Origin of the sequence: Microbacterium cremeum (genome assembly GCF_015277855.1) — a bacterium.
In the GTDB taxonomy this organism is placed as follows: domain Bacteria; phylum Actinomycetota; class Actinomycetes; order Actinomycetales; family Microbacteriaceae; genus Microbacterium; species Microbacterium cremeum.
This window is the reverse complement of record NZ_CP063812.1, coordinates 973,661-994,197: the sequence shown is the minus strand read 5'-3', so window position 1 is coordinate 994,197 and position 20,537 is coordinate 973,661. Positions and strand designations below refer to the sequence as shown.

Below are 20,537 nucleotides of genomic sequence, written 5' to 3'. Positions count from 1 at the left end.
TCGCGATATGAATGATGTGCACCGAGGAGGCCCATGTCGATCTACGCCGCCCCACCCGCTCGTCCGGTCGTGAGCGTCGAGGAGGTGCGCGGCGTGCTCGAGCAGCACTGGGGCGCCCTGCGCATCGTCACCGAGCTCGGCAGCCAGCAGGACCGGAACTTCCTCGTCGAGGACGGCGACGGCCGGTACGTCTTCAAGCTCGCGAACAGCGCCACGACCACGGCCGAGCTCGAGGCACAGCACCTCGCGCTGCAGCGGCTCGCGGCTGCCGGGCTGCGGGTTCCGGCGCCCGTCCCGGCCCGCGACGGGCGCGAGGTGGCGCCCCTCACGATCCGCGGCGAGCAGTTGCCCGCCCGGCTCCTGACCTTCGTCGAGGGCACTCCCCTGCTCGCCCACGATGACCTCGGGCCCGAGCAGGCGCGCTGGCTGGGCGACACGGCCGGTCGCGTGGCTCGCGCGCTCGAGCATTTCGAGCACCCCGGCACCGACCGACTCTCGCAATGGGATGTGCGGACCGGGCTCGACGTCGTGGCCGCGCTCGCGGCATCCGTTCCCTCCCCTGTCCGTCGCGCACAGATCCTCGAGGCCGCCGAATGGATCGCCGCTCGGCTCGAGCCGCTGCGCGACGGGCTCGTCACGCAGGTGATCCACGCCGACATCACCGACGACAACGTCGTGCACGACGACGCTTCGGGCCTGGGCATCATCGACTTCGGCGATCTCATGCGCAGCTGGCGCATCGGCGAGCTCGTGCCCATGGCGGCCAGCTGCTACATGCGCGACGAGCCCGACGCCCTTCTCTTCGAGACCGTCGCCGCGTTCGCCGAGCACGTCGAGTCGACGGATGCCGAGCTCGCCGCACTCTGGCCTCTCACGGTGCTGCGGGCGGCCGTGCTGGTCGTCAGCGGTGAGCATCAGGTGATGGTCGACGGCGACAACGACTACGCCGATCTCCGGCGTACCGCGGAGTGGCGCGCGTTCGCGCAGGCGGTGGAACGCGACCCGGATGAGATGGACGTGCTCGTGCGCGCCGCCGCGCGCGGCGGCTTCGCGCCGCGCGAGCTGCCTGCCGGTCGGTTGATCGATGGACCCGTGGAGGTCGTCGACCTCTCTGTGCTGAGCGACGAGTACGACGCCGGCAGCTGGCTCGAGTCCGGTGCCGAAACGCGGATCCTGCTCCGCCGCGCGGCACCGGGTCGGCCCGCCGTCACCTGCTGGGGCGAGTACCGGCTGACCCGCACGCACCCCCGCGCGCCGCGCGGGGCGGCGGCGACCTTCGCCGTCGGCGTCGACGTCGCGGTCGCGGTCGACACCCCGCTCACGGCTCCTTTCGACGGCACACTCGCTGCGAGGCCCGGAGGATTCGTCCTCATGGGCGGCGGCTGGTCGCTGTGGGTGGGGGGAGAAGGGAGCGCGGTCGCCGTTGACGTCCCGGGCGCACTCCGGATCGCAGAACCGCGTTCGGTCCGCCGAGGCGAGCGTCTCGCGCTGGTTCGGGCCGGCACGGCGGCGACCGTGCAGCTCACCGCGGGTGACGGCATCCGTCCCCCGCACTGCGTGCGCCCGCTGCTCGCGGCGCACTGGCGGCGCGTGGCCCCTGACCCGTCGCCGCTCTTCGGCACCGACATCACCGCGCCCGAGGTCTCACCCGCGCAGACGCTGCAGCGCCGCGATGCCGCCTTTGCGTCGGCGCAGGAGCATTACTACGGGCAGCCGCCGCAGATCGAGCGCGGGTGGCGCGAGTTCCTGATCGACACCGAGGCGCAGACCTATGTCGACGTGGTCAACAACGTCACGATCGCCGGTCACGCCCACCCCGGTGTGGTCGCCGCGGCCTCGCGCCAGTGGTCGCTGCTCAACACGAACTCGCGCTTCCACTACGCCGCCGTCGCCGAGCTGTCCGAGCGCCTCGCGGCGCTCGCGCCGGAGGGACTCGACCGCGTGTTCTTGGTGAACAGCGGCAGCGAGGCGGTGGATCTCGCGCTGCGGCTGGCGTTCACCGCGACCGGTCGCTCGCGCATGCTCGCCGCGCGCGAGGCGTACCACGGGTGGACGCTGGGCGCCGACTCGGTGTCGACGTCACTCGGCGACAACCCGCGCGCGCTCACGACACGTCCGTCGTGGGTCGAGCTGATCGACGCCCCGAATCCCGTGCGCGGAACGCATCGCGGCCCCGACGCGGCGGCGGCATACCTCGCCGACCTCGACCGGCTGCTCGACGACCTCGAAGCCGAGGGCCGCGCCGAGCTCGCCGGCGTGATCATCGAGCCGATCTTCGGCAACGGCGGCGGCGTACTGCTGCCACAGGGGTACCTCGCCGGCGTGTACGAGCGCGTGCGTGCGCTCGGCGGCATCTGCATCTCTGACGAGGTGCAGGTCGGCTATGGCCGCCTCGGCGAGTTCTTCTGGGGATTCGAGCAGCAGGATGCCGTGCCCGACGTGATCGCCGTGGCCAAGGCGATGGGCAACGGGCAGCCCTTGGGCGCCGTCATCACGACCGCCGCGATCGCTGAGGCCTTCGAACAGGAGGGCAGCTTCTTCTCGTCCGCGGGCGGGAGCCCGGTGAGCTCGCGGGTCGGTCTCGCGGTGCTCGACGCGCTCGAGACCGAAGGCCTGCAGGCCAACGCCCGCGAGGTGGGCACGGAGTTCGCCGAAGCGCTGCGCGGCCTCGCTGAGCGGCATCCCGCCATCGGCGCCGTTCACGGCATGGGCCTCTATCTCGGAGTGGAGCTCGTGGCCGGCGCCGCCTTCACGCCGGATGCTGCCCTCGCCGGGCGCGTGTGCGACCTGCTGCTCGCGGAGGGATGCATCGTCCAGCCGACGGGCGACCACAAGAACGTGCTCAAGATCAAGCCGCCGCTGTGCATCGCGCGCGAGTCGGTGGAGTACGTAGTGGGCGCCCTCGACCGCTGCCTCTCGCGCGCCACCGCCTGAACGTACGCCGCAGGCCCGCCGAGGCGTACATCCAGGGCAACTGGACTGCGGGGACCGTCGCGTCCCGGGTCGCTGAGTCCGGCAGCGACGGTCACCGCGAGCAGTCACGCGAGGCCGAGTGCCGCAGGAGCGATCCACACGGTCGTCTCCGGCGCGACGGACCCGGCCGGGGTCTTGCCGCTGGCGAGCACGACGTCGCCGTCATCGAGCGCGTACGGCGCGGCGCCGAAGTTCGTCACCACCTGCCACCCGTTGGGGCGCGTGAACCGCAGCACGTCATCGCGTCCGGTCGGCAACCATTCCAGCCCCTCGGCCGTCTGCAGCATGTGCCGCAGTCGCAGGGCCTTGCGGTAGAGGTTGAGAGACGACGACGGGTCGGCCTCCTGGACGTCGACGGCGTGACGCGCGAACCACGCCGGCTGCGGCAGGTGCGCGCCGTCCTCGCCGAAGCCGAACGACCGCCCGTGGGCATGCCAGGGCAAGGGCACACGGCATCCGTCCCGCCCGATCTCGGCACCCGCCGTGCGGAAGAACGTCGGGTCTTGTCGATCGGATGCCGGAATATCGTGCACCTCGTGCAGCCCGAGCTCCTCGCCTTGATAGAGATAGGTCGACCCCGGGAGGCCCAGGATGAACAGCGTCGCGGCCATCGCCCGTCGTGCACCCTTGTCGCGGTCGAGTTCCGGTTCCGTGCCGTGCGACACCAGCCAGGCGTTGCCGGGACGCTCGTCGTCATGACGCCAGCCGTCACGGCCGGCGGCGTTCGGCAGGCCGTACCGCGTCGCGTGCCGGACGACGTCGTGGTTCGACAGCACCCACGTGCTCGACGATCCCGACTGCGCTGCGAGCGCCAGGTTGTCCGAGATGACGCGGCGGAACTGGTCGGCGTCGAAGTCTGCGACGAGCAGATCGAAGTTGAACGCCTGGCCGAGGCTTTCAGGCCGCGAGTAGAGGTGGATGCGGGCGGGGTGCACCCACGCCTCCGCCACCGCGGTGCGCGGCGGATCGTACGAGTCGAACACGGTGCGCCACTCGGCGTAGATGTCGTGCACGTCGTCGCGGTCGATCAGCGGGTGGTTGCCGTCCTGCGGGATGAGCGCCAGCTGGTCGCGCGAGGGAAGCGGCTCGGTGAGGTCCTTCGTGAGCATGTGCGCGACGTCGATGCGGAAGCCGTCGACACCCCGGTCCGACCAGAACCGCAGCGTCGTGAGGAAGTCCTCGTGAACGTCGGGGTGGTCCCAGTTGAGATCGGGTTGCTCCTTGGCGAAGTTGTGGAGATACCACTGACCGTCCTCGACGCGCTCCCACGCCGATCCGCCGAAGACCGAGAGCCAGTCCGTAGGCGGCTCTGCGCCGTCCGGGCCGTTGCCCTCGCGAAAGATGTAGCGCTCGCGGGCCGCGGATCCCCGGCCGGCGGCGAGTGCCTCCTGGAACCACGCGTGCTGATCGGAGGTGTGGTTCGGCACGATATCCACGACGATCTTGATGCCACGGGCATGCAGCGCGGCGAGCATCGCGTCGAAGTCGTCGAGCGTGCCCAGGCGCGGGTCGACGTTGCGGTAGTCGGCGACGTCGTAGCCGCCGTCGGCGAGCTCGGACGGATAGAACGGGCTCAGCCATACCGCGTCGACGCCGAGTTCGCCGAGGTAGTCGACGCGCGAAGTGATGCCGCGGATGTCACCCAGGCCGTCGCCGTTCGAGTCGACGAAGCTGCGGGGATAGATCTGGTAGACCACGGCCTGACGCCACCACGGTGCGAGGCCGGCGTCGAGTGCGTGGTCGAGGGTGAGTTCGAGATCTGCTGTCACAGCTGAGAGATCCTTTCGGGGGTGGTGACGGACGGGGTGCAGGAGGGCGACGGACGGGCCTCAGCCCTTGACGGCGCCCTGGGTGACGCCCTCCATGACCCAGCGCTGCGTGAACAGGTAGGCGATGATGGCGGGCGCCATGGCCATGAGGTAAGAGGCGAACGAGACGTTGTAGTTGTTGCTGAACTGCGTCTGGAACAGGTTCTGCCGCACCGGGAGCGTCTGCAGCGCCGGGTCGGAGATGATCAGCGACGGCATCATGAAGTCGTTCCAGGCGTACAGGAACGCGAAGATGCCGACCGTGGCGCTCATCGGAGCGAGGAGCGGGAAGATCATGTGCCAGAACGTCTGCCACGTGGAGGCGCCGTCGATGCGTGCGCTCTCCTCGAGCTCGAGCGGGATCGAGCGCAGGAATGCCGTGAACAGGAGCACGCTGAAGCTCAGCTGGAACATGGTCGCCAGCACGACGACTCCCACCGGGTTGTCGAGCCCGACTCGGCCGGTGAGCTGGATCTGCGGCAGCGCCACCACCGGGAACGGGATGAACATCGCGGCGAGCAGGTAGAAGAACGAGTACCGGAACAGCCGCCGGTCCCAATTGCGAACGATCGCGTAGGACGCGAACGCGGCGAGGACGATCGTCGCGATGACGGTGCCGGCGGTCACGAGCAACGAGATCGCCGCGCCCACCGGGAACTTCGTGAGGGTCCACGCCTCCACGAAGCCTTCGACGCTGAACGGCGCGGGAAGCGAGAAGGCGTTGCCGTCGACGGCCTGCCCGGTCGTCTTGAACGCCATGGAGATCGTCACGTAGAGGGGCAGCAGCACGGTGACGGCGCACAGGATGAGCACGATCGTGCCCGACACGTTCACACGCTCGGTGAGCTTGGGGCGCTTGTCCGGCGAGACGCGCTGCAGGCCGACGGAGACATCCGCCTGTTCGAAGGCGAGGGCGGGCTGACTGGTGGTCATGAGAGCTGGTTCCTTCCACGCGTGAGCGAGAGCTGGAGGAGGGAAATGACGACAGCGACGATGAAGAAGATGGTGGCGTTCGCCATCTGGTAGGCGTAGTCGCCGCCGTTGAATCCCGCGATGATCGTCATGGCGATGCTGCGGGTCGCCGTTCCGGGGCCGCCGTTGGTGAGGCCGACGATGATGTCGTAGGCGTTGAGGAAGCCCTTGAATCCGAGGATGACGTTGATCACGACGTACCCGGCGACCAGAGGCACGGTGATCCGGAACAGTTGCTGCGTCTTGGACGCGCCGTCGAGGTCGGCGGCCTCGTAGACATCGCCCGGCACCGAGAGGAGTCCAGCGATGTAGATGAGGAGAGTGCCGGGGATCGCCTGCCAGGCCGTGACGATCACGATCGCCACCCAGGCCAGGTCGGGGTTGGCCAGGAGGCTGGTCGCCAGCCACGGGATGCCGAGCGCACCGCCGGCCGCCGGGAGGGAGTTCGAGAACAGGAAGTTGAAGACGTAGGCGATGATGATGCCCGAGATCACCATGGGGATCACGAAGATCGTGCGCAAGCCCGTCTTGAGCCGGATGCGGGAGGTCAGTCCGACCGCCAGCAGGAACGCCACCACGTTGACGACGATCACGGTGGCGACCGCGAAGCCGAACGTGAACAGGTAGCTCTGCAGGATGGCCGGGTCGCTGAGGAGCGCGATGTAGTTCGTCAGGCCGACGAAGTTCCAGTCGCCGATGCCGATCGAGTCGGTGAAGCTGAAGAAGATGCCGATGACCCCGGGCACTGTGATCGCCAGCGTGAACAGCACGAGGCTGGGGAGCAGGAAGAGGTAGTAGATCGGCTCCACCCGGCGGCTGCTGCGCCTGGTCGTCGGATCGCCCTGGGTGACGATCGTCGTGGTCGTGCTCATTGCGCGGACTCCTTCGTCTCACTGGAGGGCGCAGGCTGACGGAACGCCAGACGCGCCCAGTCCTGATCCATCGTGCGCAGCACGGATGCCGGATCCGCCCCGAACACCATCGCCTGCGTGTAGTTGAAGACCGGGATCGTCTTGGGCACCAGTACGGAGGGACCCTGATAGACCTGACCGTCGTCGTAGTAGTCCTGCATGCCCTCGATCCGCGGGTCGTCGGGGGGTGCGGCATCCGTCGTCGGCGTGAATCCGAGCTGCGAGGCGTTGTAGGCCTCGATGCGCTCGGGTTCGTAGAGGTACTCGAGGAAGTCTCGCGCGGCGTCCTTGTGGCGTGACGCCTCGGGGATCATGGCCGCGAGGTCCATGTTGACGCGGACGGCAAGATCGCCCGGATCGTCGGTCACCGGCAGCGGGAACGTGCCGAGCTCGAGATCGGGCGCGGTCTTCGCGATCTCGCTGAATGCCCACGGCCCTTGCAGGTACATCGCGGCCTCGCCGTTCGCGAAGGCCAGGTTGCCGTCGCCGTATCCCCGGCTCGCGGCGTCGGCGTTGACGTACGTGCCGGTGAGCTGCAGCATCCTGTCCACCGGCTCGGCGAAGTCCTTCTGGAACGAGGCATCCGATTCGGGGCCGACCTGCGCCCCCTCGGCGGCGAGGCGATCGAAGAAGTCGACGACGTCGAGCGAGCCGCCGACGGAATAGTCGTACCAGCCCTGCCCGATCGTCCAGTCGTCCTTGAAGGTGGCGTAGAACGGAGTGACGCCCGCGGCCTGCAACGTCTCGCACACCTCGAGCAGCTCGCTCCACGTCTGCGGCACGTCCACGCCGTTCTCGGCGAAGATCTCCTTGTTGTAGATCACGGACGCCGCCATCACCGAGTACGGCAGCGCGCTGGTGCGGCCCTCGCATGCGCCGTACTGATCCATCAGCGGCTGCAGGTCGGCGCGAATGCGGGCGGCGGCATCCGTTCCGGACAGATCGCTCAGTGCGCACCGCTGCACGAATCGGGCGACCTCGTAGTTGTAGTTGGCGAGCATGAGGTCGGGCGGATTGCCGCGGACGAAGCTCGCCGACACCACGTCGACGCCCGAGGTGTCCATCTCGACGCGGACATCGTCCTGCGACGCGTTGTACTCGGCGACGACCTCGTTCATGAACTCGAGCGCCTCCCGCTTGCTGAAGGTGAACCGGATCGTCTCACGTCCGTCCGCCGAGCAACCGGCGAGCAGCGCGCCGCCGAGCGCGATCACCGCCCCTGCTGCCGCGACGCGTCGCGTCCGTCTTCCTCTTCCCGACATCCTCGTCCTCCGTCTCGCATCGTCGCGATGGAATAGCCAATGGATAAATCTACTCGCTAAATCAATCTATGCAGGGCAGTATTGCAGGGCGGGACAGAGAGGGTCAAGACCTGTGACGACATTGATTCCGACAGCGGCACCGCGGCCGGCGAGCCTCGATGCCGTGCTCGCCTACGCCTGGGATGCTGCCGACTTCACCGCCACCGACGCGATGGAGGCGACCGGCCTGACGCGAACGACCGCGATCGACGCGATGGATGCCCTCGTCGAGCTCGGCCTGCTGCGCGAGCTCCCCAACGCACGTGAGGCGGGCTCGTATCGCAAGGGCCGGCCCGCCCGTCGATTCGAACTGCGCGACGACGCCGCAGTCCTGGTGGGCGTCGACGCCGGCCACGTTCATGTCACGGTCGTCGTCACCGACCTTCGTTCACGGCCGCTCGCAACTCAGCGGCGGACTCTCGAACTCGACCGGGACGACGGGGCGACACGACGCGCGCTGATCCTCGCAGCCATCGACGATGCCCTCGGCACCGCTCACAAGGACCGCGCCGACGTCCTCGCCGTGTGCATCGGGGTGCCGGCTCCCGTGAACTCCCTCGGGCGTTCGCCGCGGCATCCCACGGGTTTCTGGGCGCGGATGAACCCGGATCTGATCGATGCCCTCGCATGGGCGCCGCTCGTGCGCGTCGACAACGACGCCTCGCTCGCCGCCGTGGCCGAAGGGACGATCGGCGCAGCCGCGGGATGCCGCGACTACATCGCGCTGCTCGCAGGGGCACGGCTCGGGGCCGGGGTCGTCGTCGATGGCAACGTGCTCCGTGGCGCCCACGGGGGCGTGGGCGAGATGGTGGCGTTCGACCACGTGGAAGGCGTGGGTTCGGCGGACGGCCTCGGCACGCGCGCAGCGGCGTGGGCCCTTGCCGCGGTGGCCGGCGGCGAACTGTCGCCCGGTGGCGCGCTCGCGGCTGTCCCACCGACAGAACTCGACGGCCGCGCCGTGCTGGAACTCGCCGCGCACGGTGACGCGGACGCCCGCGCGGTCGTGGAGCGGGTCGGCGGCGTGCTCGCGCGGATCGTGAGCGTGCTCGGAAGCATGTTCGATCCCGAGCGGGTCGTGGTCTCGGGCGCGATCTCGGCAGGTGTCGACGAGGTCGTGGCCGCCGCCCGGCGCTCATTGCCGACCGACCTGGATCTGCCCGCACCGGAGCTGGTCATCTCACGCCTCGGCGCCGACGTCGTGGTGACGGGCGCCATCGCTGCGGCGAGCGTCATGGCGCGCGACCGAGCCCTCGACTTCCGGACGGCGGCGGCGCGCGGCTGATGCGTGCCGGCGGCCACCCTCCGGCTGTCACGCCGGACCCGCAAGAAGTTCTCGACCCTCATGTCGATTTCCTCCGCGCCCGTTCGACGCGATAGTGAGAGGGACGAACGGTCACTCCGAGGAACTGGAACAAGGAGCGGGAAATGAAGCACATGCTGATCATGCGGGCCACCGAGCAGGCCGTCGAGGACTACGAGAACATGGACTTCGAGGCCATCATCAACGCGATGGGCGCCTACAACGAGTCGATGATCAAGGCCGGCGTCCTGGTCGCCGGCGAGGGCCTGGCGCAGGAGCCCGGCTATGTCGTGGACTTCGCCGGCGAGGCACCGATCGTGAGCGACGGTCCGTACGGCGAGGTGCACGAGCTGTTCAACGGCTTCTGGATCATCCAGACCGGCACGGCCGAGGAGGCCCTCGAATGGGCCAAGCGCGCACCGCTCACGCCCGGCAACAAGCTCGAGGTGCGCCGCGTGACCGACGAGACGGACTTCGCCGGCTTCGAGGGCAACGAGTACCTCGAGAAGGAGAAGGGCTGGCGGGCCGAGCTCGGCACCGAGTGATCCCGCGACCGAGAACGAACCGAGCATGAACGACACCCGGCGCACGGTCGAGGCCGTCTGGCGCATCGAAGGACTTCGGATCGTGGCATCCGTCGCCAAGATGACCGGCGACCTCGGCCTCGCCGAGGATGTCGCCCAGGAGGCGCTGCTCGAAGCCCTCGGCTCCTGGCCGAGGGACGGCATCCCGTCGAATCCCGGCGCGTGGCTGACCGCCGTCGCGAAGCGTCGTGCAATCGACGCGTGGCGCCGGCGCGAGCGCCTCGACGAGCGGTACGCGGCGATCGCGCACACGCTGGACGAGGCGACCGACGACCAGTGGCAGCCGATCGACGACGACGTGATGCGCCTCATCTTCACGGCATGCCACCCCGCGCTGTCGCGCGAATCGCAGGTGGCGCTGACACTGCGGGTGGTGGCGGGCCTGTCGACGGAAGAGATCGCCCGGATGCTGCTGACCACGGTCCCGACTGTGCAGGCGCGCATCACCCGGGCCAAGAAGTCGCTGGCGGCCGCGCGCGTGCCGTTCGAGACACCCGATCCGTCGGAGTGGAAGGCGCGCCTGTCGGCCGTGCTGGGCGTGGTCTACCTCGTGTTAACCGAAGGCTATGCCGCCACCTCCGGCGACCGCTGGGTGCGCCCCGACCTCGCCGACGAGGCGCTGCGGCTCGGCCGCATCGTGGCGGGCCTGCTGCCGCGTGAACCCGAGCCGCTCGCGCTGGTGGCGCTGATGGAGTTCCAGCGGTCACGGTTCGCGGCGCGCGAGTCGCGCACCGGCGAGCCCGTGCTGCTCGCCGACCAGGACCGCTCCCGCTGGGATCGCGGGCAGATCCTGCGCGGCGTGGAAGTCCTGAAGAAGGCGGATGCCTTGGCCGCCGCCCGCGGGATCGGCCGGGGTTCGTACGCACTGCAGGCCGCGATCGCGCAGTGCCATGCGACCGCGCCGAGCGTCGAGGAGACCGACTGGCCCCGCATCGTGCTGCACTACGAGGTGCTCGGGCGGATCGCCCCGAGCCCGATCGTCGAGCTCAATCGCGCGGTGGCGGTGTCGATGGCCTCCGGCCCCGCCGACGCGCTGCCGATCGTCGACCGCCTCGAGGCGTCGGGAGCGCTGCGCGGTTCGCACCTGGTGCCGAGCGTGCGGGGTGAGCTTTTGGCACAGCTCGGTCGCGCCGACGAGGCGCGGTCGGAGCTGCTGACTGCGGCCGGCCTGACGGCGAACGTCGCGCAGCAGAAGGTGCTGCGCGACAAGGCCGAGAAGCTCCGGTGAGGTCTCAGGCCGCGTCCTCCTCCGCCCGTCCACCCTCGAGCGCCGGGAATCACCGGTCCTGCGGCATCCGCCCGCTACGCGAACTCACGCCGCAGGACGCGCCCCAGCGCCTGAAGGGTCGCGTGATAGCGGTGATCTGCCGGGTGTGCGTAGCCGAGGAGCAGGCCCGGAGGGTGACTGCCGGGCGTGTGGGAGCTCGCGGCCAGCTCCTCCAGGGCGAGACCTTCGCTCGCGGCCGAAGCGACGATGTCTTGCTCGGACGGGCCGGCGGGCGGGAGGAGCAGCGGCGCCTGGCCGCCCGCGCGCACGCCGACCAGCCTCATCCCGGGAAAGCTCTCCGTCAGAGTGGACACGAGCGCCGACAGCTGCTGGTAGCGACGCCGGTACGCGACGCGAATCGCGCGGACGCGCTGGTCGTACGCGTGATGGGAGATCACGTGGGCGAGACCGAGTTGCGTGGTGATGTCGACGTTGTGCAGCAGGTGGCGCTGGGTCTGTCCGACTGTGTCGACGAGCGCCTCGGGGACGACGAGCCACCCGACACGGACGGCGGGGCTCAGGGCCTTCGACGCGGTGCCTGCGAAGATCACGCGGTCGGGGGCATCCGCCTGCAGGGCAGGCACTGGTCGTCGGTCGTGACGAAGCTCGCCGTCGTAGTCGTCCTCGATGATCAGGGCGTCGTTGCCGCGCGCCCACGCGACGAGGCTCCGGCGCCGTGCGGGACTCATCGTGACTCCCGTCGGGTACTGGTGCGCCGGGGTCACCAGCACGGCGGCGACGTCGAGGCCCTGCGGGTCAGCTCCTTCCTGATCCACGGGAAGCGGCACGATCGGGAGGCCCGAACGAGCGAGCGCATCGCGATGGAACCAGAACCCGGGGTCCTCCGTCGCGATCGTGCGGCCGGGGTGCGTCTGTCGGAGGACGGCTGCGAGAAGCGAGAGCGCCTGCGTGATCCCTGCCGTGATCACGATGGTCTCTGGGCTCGCGCGGATGCCACGGACCCGGCCGAGGTAGGCGGCGAGGGCGGTGCGAAGCTCGATGGTCCCCGCCGGGTCGCCGTAGCCGAACGCGGTCGGAGGGGCGTCGCGCAGGGCGGATCCCTGGTGCCGAAGCCATTCCTCCACGGGGAACGAGCCGATCGGGGTCGTTCCTGGGCGCAAGTCGTAGCGCCACGGGGTTCCGCTCGGTGTCGCCTCAGCCACGGTGTTCGAACGGTCGGGCCGGAAGCCGACGACGGTCGCCGAGCCCTGGCGGGCATGCAGATAGCCGTCTGAGATCAGTTGGTCGTAGGCCGCCGTCACGGTGCCACGGGACCAGCCCAGGTCGTCGGCGAGCGACCGGGACGATGGCAGTCGCGTGCCGTAGGCGAGCCGACCGCTCTCGATCGCCTGGCGCAGGCCGTCTTCGAGGCTCGCCCGTCGCCGGCTCCGTTGCGTCGCGACGAGCAGGTCCAGTCCCGAAGTGGTCCAAAACTCCGCCATCGGATTGGACCTTACTCGTTTCGACGACGGGTTCCTACGCTGAGACCGTTCACGCTCGAACGTCCGATTGAAGACCGAATGTGAGGGAAGACTCATGGCAGAGCTGATGATCGACATGATCACGTCACTCGACGGGTATGCGGCGGCCGAGGGGTGGCCAGGCTGGTGGGGGCTGGAAGGCCCGGAGTACTTCGCGTGGCTCGAGGAGGACGGCAAGATCGAGCGCACGTTGCTCATGGGCGCGACCACCTACCGACTCATGTACGGCTTCTCGGCGTCCACCGAGGGCGTCGATGAGCTGAACGCCGCCTCGAAGGTCGTGTTCTCGTCGACCCTCGACGAACCGCTGGAGTGGGAGAACACGACGCTGGTGCGCGGGGACGCCGTCGAGGCGGTTCGCGCGATGAAGGCAGAGAGCGACGTGAGGCTGTCGACGCTCGGGAGCCTCTCGCTCTGCCGGTCGTTGCTGACCGCGGGGCTGGTCGACAGGTACCGGGTCGTCGTGTTCCCCGTCGTCACCGGTGTCACAGGTCGCGAGCACGTCTACGACGGCTGGCCCGACGTCGCCCTCGACCTCATCGAGTCCCGCACGTTCGACGGGCGCAGTCAGCTGCTCGACTACCGACCGCGGCTGCTCGACGGCCCCCTCAGCAGCGGCAGCGCGTGACGAAAGTCCTCATCATCGCCGTCCGCGACCTGAATGCGCAGCCGAGAGGCGCAGCCGAGAGGCGGACGATCGCCTTCTTCACCTAGCTGTTGTCACCGGAGACGTCGATCAGCACCTTGCCCACCGCACCTTGCTCGACCGCGTCGTGGGCCGCTGCCGTCTGTTCGAGAGGGAACCACGTCAGCGGCAGCCCGGCCGCGTCTCCGACGGGGAGCGCGCCGTCGCGCAGCGCGGCCGTGATGTCGTCGGCAGCGGCCGAGAGCGCGGCATCCCCCACTGTGTACATGAGCAGTCCTTGGATCCGGACGTTCTTCGCGAAGGTCGGCCACACCGGGATCGCGGCCTCCGCGCCACCATCGGTGGCGTAGTACGCGATCGAACCGTGGTTGGCGACGACCTGCGCGTCGAGGGCGGCGTTCTGGGCGATCGACACCTCGACGATGTGGTCGACGCCCTCGGGCGCGAGCGCGGCGATCTGCTCGGCGGCGTCGCCGTCGCGGTAGTTCACGGCGTGGTGGGCGCCCGCCGCACGCGCGAGGGCGGCCTTCTCGCCGCTCGAGACGGTCGTGATCACGGTCGCACCGGCCCACCCCGCCAGCTGGATGGCGGCGTGCCCGACGGCACCCGCTCCTCCGGCGACCAGCACGACGCGTCCGTCGAGCGATCCCGGCGACAGCCGTGCAGGCCCGAACTCGTGCACCGTGAGAGCCCGGTGCGCCGTCATCGCGGGCACGCCGAGGCTCGCGGCGACGTCGAAGCCGATCCTGTCGGGCAGTTTCACGGCCCGCTCCGCCGGGACGACCGTGTACTCCTGCGCGGTGCCGGTGGGGCGCTGATGCTGCGCCAGGTAGAGCCACACGCGATCGCCGACAGCCAGCTCCGCCACACCCTCGCCGACCGCGTCGACCACGCCTGCACCGTCCTGATTCGGCACGATCTCGCCGAACTCCGGCATCGCTCCGCTGCCGGCGCGCGCCTTCCAGTCCGTCGGGTTGACGCCCGAGACGGTGACCTTCACCCGGACCTCGCCCGGCCCGGGAGGGGACGGCTCACGCTCCTCGAGCGAGAGGACGGACGAACTGCCGGTGCGGGAGTAGACGATCGAGCGCATGCCAGGGCCAACGCGTCGGTCGCGGCGGGCATTTCCGCGACGCGCGGGGTTCTCTCGGCGAGTTGTCCAAACGTCCTAGAATTTCTGTTCGAATGTCGGAAGCACTTGGCATCATAGAGATATGAACATCCTCACCGACATGCGGGAGCGGCTCGACCGTCTCTCGGAGTGTGAGGAGCTGGATGTCAACGCGGTGGAGCTGCTGCCGAGTGCGCTGCAGCTGAGCGATGCCTCTCTCATGGCCCTGCTGGCCGATGTCGCCGCGATCGCGAACGACGCGGAGCGACTGCAGACCGTGCTGGCCGGCGTCGCGGCGCAGCGGTCGCAGCGCGATCGCGGACACTCGGGACTCGCCGCCGTGCAGGGGCACGCGACGCCGGCATCGCTCATCCAGGCGATCACCGGCGGCACGAAGGCCGAGGCGAATCGGCACGTCCGCGTGGGAACCGCTCTGCTGGAAGACGCCGGGATGACGACGGATGCCGCACCCTCCGCGACCGAAGACGACGGGCCCGATGCCGGTGGCGGCGACGGAGGAGTCGCGACCGTCGCGCCGGCGTCGTGGCACGCGCCGCTGAGGGCGGCGCTGCTCGACGGACGGATCACCTCGGCGCAGCACGACGCGATCCGTCGGGGGCTCGGCGAGCCGCGTGTCGAGGGAACGACCGACCCGGCCGGGGCTGCGGTTCGCGAGGCGTGGTCGCTCGCCGCGGAGGGACTCATCGCCGAGTCATCGACGATGCCCGCCGAGGAGCTTCAGAAGCGAGCGCGGACGGTGCGCGATCTGCTCGACCCCGTCGGAGCCGAAGAGCGATACGCGCGCCGCTTCGAGAACCGCTCCTTCCGGATGTGGGTCGACGCCGACGGTCAGCACCGCGCCAGCATCGCGCTCGACGACGAGATGGGCCTGTGGGTGCAGGCGATGCTCGACGCAGCCCTCCGGCCGCGCCGCGGCGGACCGCGCTTCGTCACCGAACAGGAGCGTCAGCAGGCCGACGAGCTGATCGCCGACCCTCGCACCAACGACCAGCTCGCGTACGACCTGTTCGCCGACGTGCTCCGCGCCGGAGCTCTCGCCGACGCGGCCGAGGTCTTCGGCGCCCGGCAACCGGGTGTGCGCATGGTCGTCATCAAAGACGCCGGCGGCCCTCGCGACGCGTTCGGCCGCCTCGTCGCGACCGGCCACGCCGAGGACGGCGGCGCGCCGCTCCCGTGTTCGGTCGTCGACCGCAACAGCTGCGCGAACGGGTCCCTCGACGTGATCGTCGATGCGTACGGCAATCCGCTCGATCTGGGCCGCGAGGCTCGCCTGTACTCGTCACGCCAACGTCTCACGCTCGCCATTCGCGACGGCGGATGCCTCTGGCCCGGCTGCAACCGACCACCCTCGTACTGCGAGGCCCACCATTGCGACCACTACGCCGAACACGACGGCCGCACCGACATCGACCGCGGCGTGCTGCTCTGCAGATTCCACCACATGCTGCTCCACAACCGCGGCTGGCGGATCACCCGTGACGGCACGAGTCCATTCGTCCTCCACCCGCCACCCGGGGATGGCGCGCCCATCGTCCTCGAGTCCAAGTCGACCTGGAAGTGGGCGTGGGATCCCCCACCGCCTCCCGAACGTTCGACATGGCGCGCGGCCTGAGCGAGGCGCGCCGCTGCGCGCGCGTGTTCCCGATCTCGGGCGCCAACGATGGTGCGGGCTGTGGTGCGGCCAAGCGGTCGCTATGGCACGAGTCCCAGCGCTTCGGCTTCACGTGGACTATCGCGCCGGGCCTGCACTCGTCTCGCCGCCCAGGACACGCAACCGTGGCGAACAGAGCTCCACGATGTCGGAGCCACACGCCAGCATCGCTTCGACAGCCACGAGTGAAGGAGCACGGAATGGATTGGGTCGCCACGCTCGGCGCAGCGGCAATTACCGCAATCGGCACGTACGCCGGGGTACGCATCCAGCACGCGGGACCGCGCGAGCTCCGCCACGCACAGCAGCTCTCCGCTGAGATCGAGCGGATGGATGCCGCCTCACCAGTCGCGTCCTTCGCCACCGCCGCTCGAGACGACCTGGTGGTCAGCTGGGCCGTCCGAACCGCGGTCACGCCGTGGTCCGCGGCTCGAGCGCTGACGTTCTTGCTCCTCGGCGCCTCGATCGCGCTGTCGCTCATCGCCTTGGTGCCGACGCTTCTCGGCGTCATCGCCACGCTCCGAGAACAACCGGCACCAGCGGCGACGATGATGTCTCTGGCTATGACGGGGGTCGCGGCTGTGCTCCTGACTGCCGCGACAGTTCCGGCGCGGAGCTACAACCACAAGCTCCGGAGGCTTCGCCAACGGTTCCGGACGGAATGGGATCTCCCGCAGGAGCTGCAGCTGCGTACCTTCGCGCAGCCCATTCCCGGCCGCGCGCCCGCCCCGGCCGGACGCCGAGGCCAGCCTGACGATCACGTCGATCTACGGCGTGGGGCTTGAAGGGCCCGTTCGCATCCGTTCCTCCAACGGCGGCATGACATTGCCACGGGAATGGCATCGCACCATGGGGAACGCGCAAGTGAGCCTCAGCCTGACGGCGACATCGGTTCTCCCGACTCCGAGGCGCTGTCGCGGCAACCGCTGACGGTATCTCGGCCGCGTGACGAGGCGAGCCGTCGCCGTGGTGCCGATCACATCGAACACCCGGACCGTCCACGAGATCCAGGTGGTCCGGGGCGCCGCCGCGTCGGCCCGCCGCGCGACTCGAATGTGCGGGGCGAGCAGGTGCGGACGATCTCGGTTACACGGACCAGAGCCATCGCCGCCTGACTCGGCGCCGAGCACATGGTGGAGGTCGACGAATCCCTTCGGCTGCGCGTGGTGGCGCCGCCACGCGGTTCCTCCGCGCGGGAATCCGAGACCTCCCGCTGTCACGCCGTGGCATCCGCCTTCATCTCGGGGCACGCTCCGCCGGGCTCGGTGGCCAGCTCGAAGTGCCAGCGCTCGTTCGCGTAGGTCTGGCAGATGCCGTAGCGCGAGCCGTGCTCGATGAGCCACAGCTGCGCGTCGAGCGACCCGATGTCGACGGCGTCGCCCGTCACGTGCGGCGACTTCTCGGGCGTCGCCACGTACCGGCGCGCGACCTCCTCGCTCCCGTACCGCCCGATCGCGTCGTCGAACAGCCAGCGCTGGTAGGCCTCGTTGCGCCAGCCGCTCGTCACCGGGAAGAACGGGATGCCGTCGGCCGCGGCATCCGTCTGGGCCTCACGCAGCGCGTCTCGCAGTGCCGGATCCATGCGCGCGATCGCCGGGACATCCTCGTCGTCGGGTGTGACGACCGTGCCTTCGGAGATGAGGCCGTCCTCTGCGGTAGGGAGGAACGGCTGGTCGCCCGAGGGGGCGAGCCCCGAGCCCTGACCGTCGGGCTCCGCGCCCGTCGTCGCAGCGCCCGCCGGCGGCGGGGCCGGAAGCGCGAACGCCGCGAAGTTGGCCTGCACGGCGAAGACGGCGACGAGGGCGAGCAACGCGGCGATGCCGGCGGCGACGGCGAGCGCCACGAGCCGGCGCGTGCGCCCCTGCGCCGGGGTGACGGTGGTGGGAGAGAAGACGGAGTGCTGCATGCTCTCGATCTCACGCGGGCGCGTGTTGCGAGGGCGTACGGGAATCCGCATAGGTCGGCGATAGGTGCGGGCGTTTCGTCTCGTCGCCGGCGCTCCTCGCTCAACGACCGGAGGGAGCAGTCCGGCCGCGCTCAACGACCGGGGAGCCCCTCGCCCAGCGGCCGGAAGAGCAGTCCGGCCTCGCCCAGCGACTGGGGAGCATATGCCGGCGATATGTCGCCGCGCCTAGGCTGGGCGCATGCGCGTGCTGATCGTCGAGGACGAGCTCTACCTCGCCGAGGCCATCCGCGACGGGCTGCGCCTGGAGGCGATCGCGGCCGACATCGCCGGCGACGGCGACACCGCACTCGAGCAGCTCGCGGTCAACTCCTACGACGTCGTCGTGCTCGACCGCGACATCCCAGGACCCAACGGTGACGAGATCGCACGGCACCTCGCGGCCGAGCCGGAGAGTCCGCGCGTGCTCATGCTGACCGCGGCGGACCGCCTCGACGACAAGGCGAGCGGATTCGAGAGCGGCGCCGACGACTACCTCACCAAGCCCTTCGCCCTGCGCGAGCTCGTGCTGCGGCTGCGGGCCCTGGGTCGGCGGCCGTCCGCGGGCACTCCCCCGGTCGTCGAGGTCGCAGGCGTCCGGCTCGACCGCTTCCGGCGCGAGGTCTACCGCGACGGGCGCTACGTCGCGCTCACCCGCAAGCAGTTCGCGGTGCTCGACGTGCTGATGACGGCGGGCGGCGGGGTGGTCAGCGCCGAAGACCTGCTCGAACGCGCGTGGGACGAGAACGCCGACCCGTTCACCAACGCCGTCCGCATCACCATCTCGACGCTGCGCAAGCGCCTCGGCGAACCGTGGGTCATCGAGACCGTTCCCGGGGTCGGATACCGGATGTCGGCATGACCTCGCGCGCGCCCGAACGCCCGGCCGGGCTGTCGGTGCGGATCAAGCTCGCCGTCAGCTACGCCGGATTCCTCGTGGTCGCCGGCATCGCACTGTTCGTCGTCGGCTTTCTGCTGCTGCGTTTCGTGCCGACCGGCGCGCTCTTCGTCGAGGGCGGCGGGTGGGCGCCGAACCGCAACGATCTCATCGAGGTCTTCGTGCGGTACGCGTGGTGGGCGATGGCCGGTCTCGTCGTATTCGGGCTCGTCGGGGGGTGGCTGCTCGCCGGTGTCATGCTCCGCCCCCTCGGCCGCATCACCGAGGTCGCCCGCCGCGCCCGGGATGGGCAGCTCTCGCAGCGCGTCGCCCTGCCCGGGCCCCGCGACGAGCTCACCGACCTCTCCGACACGCTCGACGCCATGCTCGACCGCGTCCAGCGCACGATCGACGAGGAGCGCCGCTTCGCCGCGAACGCCTCGCATGAGCTGCGCACGCCGCACGCGATCATCCGCACGATGGTCGAGGTCGCGCAGGCCGATCCCGCCGGACGCGACATCGACGTCCTGCTCCAGCGCATCGGCACGACGAACGAACGTGCCATCGCGACGACCGAGGCGCTGCTCTCCCTCGCCCGCGCCGGGCGCGGCACCGAGCTCGAACGGGTCCCGGTCGACCTCGCCTCTCTCGTCGGCGATGCGGTCGACGAGGAGCGGGCGGATGCCGAGGCCCGCGGCATCCGTTTCGAAACCGCCCTCTCGCCCGCAGTCGTGAACGGCAATCGCGCGTTGCTCGCTCAGCTGGCGACCAACCTCGTGCACAACGCGGTGGTGCACAACGTCGATGGCGGCTGGGTGCAGGCGTCGGTGACGACGCCTCCCGCCGAGCTGGTGATCTCGAACGGCGGCCCCCAGATCGATCCGATGATGGTCGCGACGCTCACCGAGCCCTTCGTGCGCGCGGCCGGGCGCACGCGTCCCGCCGACGGCGGCGCGGGCCTGGGCCTCGCGATCGTCGCCTCGATCGTGCGTGCCCACGGCGGTGCGCTCGACGTCACCGCGCTGCGCGAGGGCGGGCTGCAGGTGCGGGTGACGCTGCCGGGCGAGTTCTCGCGCGTCACCCTCGGACGCTGACCCGCTCGGCTGGGGCCGCGGCCCGCTGCCCGGCCCGGCGCACCACGGCCACGAGCGCGCGCGGAAGCGTGACCAGCAGCACGCCGATCGCGGCGCCGACCGTGTTCCACAGCACGTCCGCCGGATCGGGAACGCGCCCCGGGATCGAGTCCTGCACGAACTCGACCGTCGCCGACAACGCGAACCCGGCGAAGATCGCGACAGGCCACCGGCGCCGGCTCAGCAGCAGTGCGACGGTCGCGCCGAGCGGAACGAACAGCAGCGTGTTGAGCGAGCGCTCGGTGAGTCCGCCGGGGATCCACAGCACGAGCGGCTCGGCGAGCGCCGTCATGGCCTGCACGAACAGCCGCCGCACGGGCGCGGCGATCCACGGCGGCGCGAGGGTCAGCCCGACGACGACGGCGAGCACGATCGCGGCGGCGAAGACACGGATGCCGCTGCCGCGCGGGGTCGAGAGGTCGGTCATGGGTCGCCCTTCCGCCGGCCCTCGGGTGAGCCGGCACGCCCCAGTCCACGTCGGCCGATGTTGCGCGAGCGTATGCGACCGCCGGCCGTTCGGCGCGGGGTCGGTCCCTCGGCACGGTCTCGATCCCTCGGC

The 20,537-nt window shown here is 70.2% G+C and carries 17 protein-coding genes; 9 read left to right on the top strand and 8 right to left on the bottom strand.

Features of this window, described 5'->3' with window-relative positions; all coding sequences use genetic code 11:
* Positions 1-33: 33 nt before the first annotated feature.
* Positions 34-2,934: an aminotransferase gene (locus IM778_RS04230; protein WP_194410832.1), complete on the top strand. Its 2,901-nt coding sequence runs from the start codon at positions 34-36 to the stop codon at positions 2,932-2,934.
* 104 nt (positions 2,935-3,038) lie between these two features.
* Here the strand turns inward: IM778_RS04230 and IM778_RS04225 are convergent, their stop codons facing one another.
* Genes IM778_RS04225 through IM778_RS04210 form a run of 4 tightly spaced genes read right to left on the bottom strand, consistent with a single transcriptional unit; the run spans position 3,039 to position 7,926 of the window.
* The gene (locus IM778_RS04225; protein ID WP_194410831.1) at positions 3,039-4,742 is read right to left on the bottom strand and encodes a glycoside hydrolase family 13 protein; all 1,704 of its coding nucleotides are present in this window, start codon (positions 4,740-4,742) and stop codon (positions 3,039-3,041) included.
* Positions 4,743-4,802: 60 nt separating this feature from the next.
* Positions 4,803-5,714 carry a carbohydrate ABC transporter permease gene (locus IM778_RS04220; protein WP_228484744.1) on the bottom strand — a complete coding sequence of 304 codons (912 nt, stop codon included), beginning with the start codon at positions 5,712-5,714 and terminating at the stop codon, positions 4,803-4,805.
* Entirely contained in the window at positions 5,711-6,625 is a 915-nt protein-coding gene (locus IM778_RS04215; RefSeq protein WP_194410830.1) for a carbohydrate ABC transporter permease, read from the bottom strand. The genes IM778_RS04220 and IM778_RS04215 overlap by 4 nt, the downstream gene beginning before the upstream one ends.
* The gene (locus IM778_RS04210) at positions 6,622-7,926 is read right to left on the bottom strand and encodes an ABC transporter substrate-binding protein (protein WP_194410829.1); all 1,305 of its coding nucleotides are present in this window, start codon (positions 7,924-7,926) and stop codon (positions 6,622-6,624) included. Before IM778_RS04210 ends, IM778_RS04215 begins: the two co-directional genes overlap by 4 nt.
* Positions 7,927-8,038: 112 nt before the next feature.
* On the opposite strand from IM778_RS04210, the gene IM778_RS04205 reads away from it, so the two are divergent.
* The 3 genes from IM778_RS04205 to IM778_RS04195 all read left to right on the top strand — a co-directional run bounded on the left by IM778_RS04205 (position 8,039) and on the right by IM778_RS04195 (position 11,077).
* The gene (locus IM778_RS04205; RefSeq protein WP_194410828.1) at positions 8,039-9,247 is read left to right on the top strand and encodes an ROK family protein; all 1,209 of its coding nucleotides are present in this window, start codon (positions 8,039-8,041) and stop codon (positions 9,245-9,247) included.
* A 143-nt stretch (positions 9,248-9,390) separates the two neighbouring features.
* On the top strand, positions 9,391-9,810 hold the full coding sequence (locus IM778_RS04200) for a YciI family protein (protein ID WP_194410827.1): 420 nt from the start codon (positions 9,391-9,393) through the stop codon (positions 9,808-9,810).
* A gap of 25 nt (positions 9,811-9,835) precedes the next feature.
* On the top strand, positions 9,836-11,077 hold the full coding sequence (locus IM778_RS04195; protein WP_194410826.1) for an RNA polymerase sigma factor: 1,242 nt from the start codon (positions 9,836-9,838) through the stop codon (positions 11,075-11,077).
* A gap of 74 nt (positions 11,078-11,151) precedes the next feature.
* Here the strand turns inward: IM778_RS04195 and pdxR are convergent, their stop codons facing one another.
* The gene (gene pdxR / locus IM778_RS04190) at positions 11,152-12,558 is read right to left on the bottom strand and encodes a MocR-like pyridoxine biosynthesis transcription factor PdxR (RefSeq protein ID WP_194410825.1); all 1,407 of its coding nucleotides are present in this window, start codon (positions 12,556-12,558) and stop codon (positions 11,152-11,154) included.
* Positions 12,559-12,652: 94 nt separating this feature from the next.
* On the opposite strand from pdxR, the gene IM778_RS04185 reads away from it, so the two are divergent.
* Positions 12,653-13,225, top strand: a complete 573-nt coding sequence (locus IM778_RS04185) for a dihydrofolate reductase family protein (protein ID WP_194410824.1) — start codon at positions 12,653-12,655, stop codon at positions 13,223-13,225.
* Between the two features lie 82 nt (positions 13,226-13,307).
* Here IM778_RS04185 and IM778_RS04180 read toward each other — a convergent pair whose 3' ends face one another.
* The gene (locus tag IM778_RS04180) at positions 13,308-14,336 is read right to left on the bottom strand and encodes an NADPH:quinone reductase (RefSeq protein WP_194410823.1); all 1,029 of its coding nucleotides are present in this window, start codon (positions 14,334-14,336) and stop codon (positions 13,308-13,310) included.
* 121 nt (positions 14,337-14,457) lie between these two features.
* On the opposite strand from IM778_RS04180, the gene IM778_RS04175 reads away from it, so the two are divergent.
* Positions 14,458-15,987: an HNH endonuclease signature motif containing protein gene (locus tag IM778_RS04175; protein ID WP_194410822.1), complete on the top strand. Its 1,530-nt coding sequence runs from the start codon at positions 14,458-14,460 to the stop codon at positions 15,985-15,987.
* 239 nt (positions 15,988-16,226) lie between these two features.
* Complete coding sequence (locus IM778_RS04170; protein ID WP_194410821.1) at positions 16,227-16,811, top strand: hypothetical protein; 585 nt, start codon at positions 16,227-16,229, stop codon at positions 16,809-16,811.
* 431 nt (positions 16,812-17,242) lie between these two features.
* On the opposite strand, the gene IM778_RS04165 is transcribed toward IM778_RS04170, so the two are convergent.
* Positions 17,243-17,932: a M15 family metallopeptidase gene (locus tag IM778_RS04165; protein ID WP_194410820.1), complete on the bottom strand. Its 690-nt coding sequence runs from the start codon at positions 17,930-17,932 to the stop codon at positions 17,243-17,245.
* Positions 17,933-18,170: 238 nt separating this feature from the next.
* On the opposite strand from IM778_RS04165, the gene IM778_RS04160 reads away from it, so the two are divergent.
* On the top strand, positions 18,171-18,830 hold the full coding sequence (locus tag IM778_RS04160; protein ID WP_194410819.1) for a response regulator transcription factor: 660 nt from the start codon (positions 18,171-18,173) through the stop codon (positions 18,828-18,830).
* Positions 18,827-19,939: a sensor histidine kinase gene (locus tag IM778_RS04155; protein WP_194410818.1), complete on the top strand. Its 1,113-nt coding sequence runs from the start codon at positions 18,827-18,829 to the stop codon at positions 19,937-19,939. Before IM778_RS04160 ends, IM778_RS04155 begins: the two co-directional genes overlap by 4 nt.
* Here IM778_RS04155 and IM778_RS04150 read toward each other — a convergent pair.
* Positions 19,923-20,405, bottom strand: a complete 483-nt coding sequence (locus tag IM778_RS04150; RefSeq protein ID WP_194410817.1) for a VanZ family protein — start codon at positions 20,403-20,405, stop codon at positions 19,923-19,925. The genes IM778_RS04155 and IM778_RS04150 overlap by 17 nt on opposite strands.
* Between the last annotated feature and the right edge of the window lie 132 nt (positions 20,406-20,537).

What these genes read in the sequence shown, in the direction of transcription:
- IM778_RS04230 (WP_194410832.1), top strand. Translation starts at nt 34, where the DNA reads ATGTCGATCTACGCCGCCCCACCCGCTCGTCCGGTCGTGAGCGTCGAG.
- IM778_RS04220 (WP_228484744.1), bottom strand. Translation starts at nt 5,714, where the DNA reads ATGACCACCAGTCAGCCCGCCCTCGCCTTCGAACAGGCGGATGTCTCC.
- IM778_RS04215 (WP_194410830.1), bottom strand. Translation starts at nt 6,625, where the DNA reads ATGAGCACGACCACGACGATCGTCACCCAGGGCGATCCGACGACCAGG.
- IM778_RS04210 (WP_194410829.1), bottom strand. Translation starts at nt 7,926, where the DNA reads ATGTCGGGAAGAGGAAGACGGACGCGACGCGTCGCGGCAGCAGGGGCG.
- IM778_RS04200 (WP_194410827.1), top strand. Translation starts at nt 9,391, where the DNA reads ATGAAGCACATGCTGATCATGCGGGCCACCGAGCAGGCCGTCGAGGAC.
- IM778_RS04195 (WP_194410826.1), top strand. Translation starts at nt 9,836, where the DNA reads ATGAACGACACCCGGCGCACGGTCGAGGCCGTCTGGCGCATCGAAGGA.
- pdxR (WP_194410825.1), bottom strand. Translation starts at nt 12,558, where the DNA reads ATGGCGGAGTTTTGGACCACTTCGGGACTGGACCTGCTCGTCGCGACG.
- IM778_RS04185 (WP_194410824.1), top strand. Translation starts at nt 12,653, where the DNA reads ATGGCAGAGCTGATGATCGACATGATCACGTCACTCGACGGGTATGCG.
- IM778_RS04180 (WP_194410823.1), bottom strand. Translation starts at nt 14,336, where the DNA reads ATGCGCTCGATCGTCTACTCCCGCACCGGCAGTTCGTCCGTCCTCTCG.
- IM778_RS04175 (WP_194410822.1), top strand. Translation starts at nt 14,458, where the DNA reads ATGAACATCCTCACCGACATGCGGGAGCGGCTCGACCGTCTCTCGGAG.
- IM778_RS04170 (WP_194410821.1), top strand. Translation starts at nt 16,227, where the DNA reads ATGGATTGGGTCGCCACGCTCGGCGCAGCGGCAATTACCGCAATCGGC.
- IM778_RS04165 (WP_194410820.1), bottom strand. Translation starts at nt 17,932, where the DNA reads ATGCAGCACTCCGTCTTCTCTCCCACCACCGTCACCCCGGCGCAGGGG.
- IM778_RS04160 (WP_194410819.1), top strand. Translation starts at nt 18,171, where the DNA reads ATGCGCGTGCTGATCGTCGAGGACGAGCTCTACCTCGCCGAGGCCATC.
- IM778_RS04155 (WP_194410818.1), top strand. Translation starts at nt 18,827, where the DNA reads ATGACCTCGCGCGCGCCCGAACGCCCGGCCGGGCTGTCGGTGCGGATC.
- IM778_RS04150 (WP_194410817.1), bottom strand. Translation starts at nt 20,405, where the DNA reads ATGACCGACCTCTCGACCCCGCGCGGCAGCGGCATCCGTGTCTTCGCC.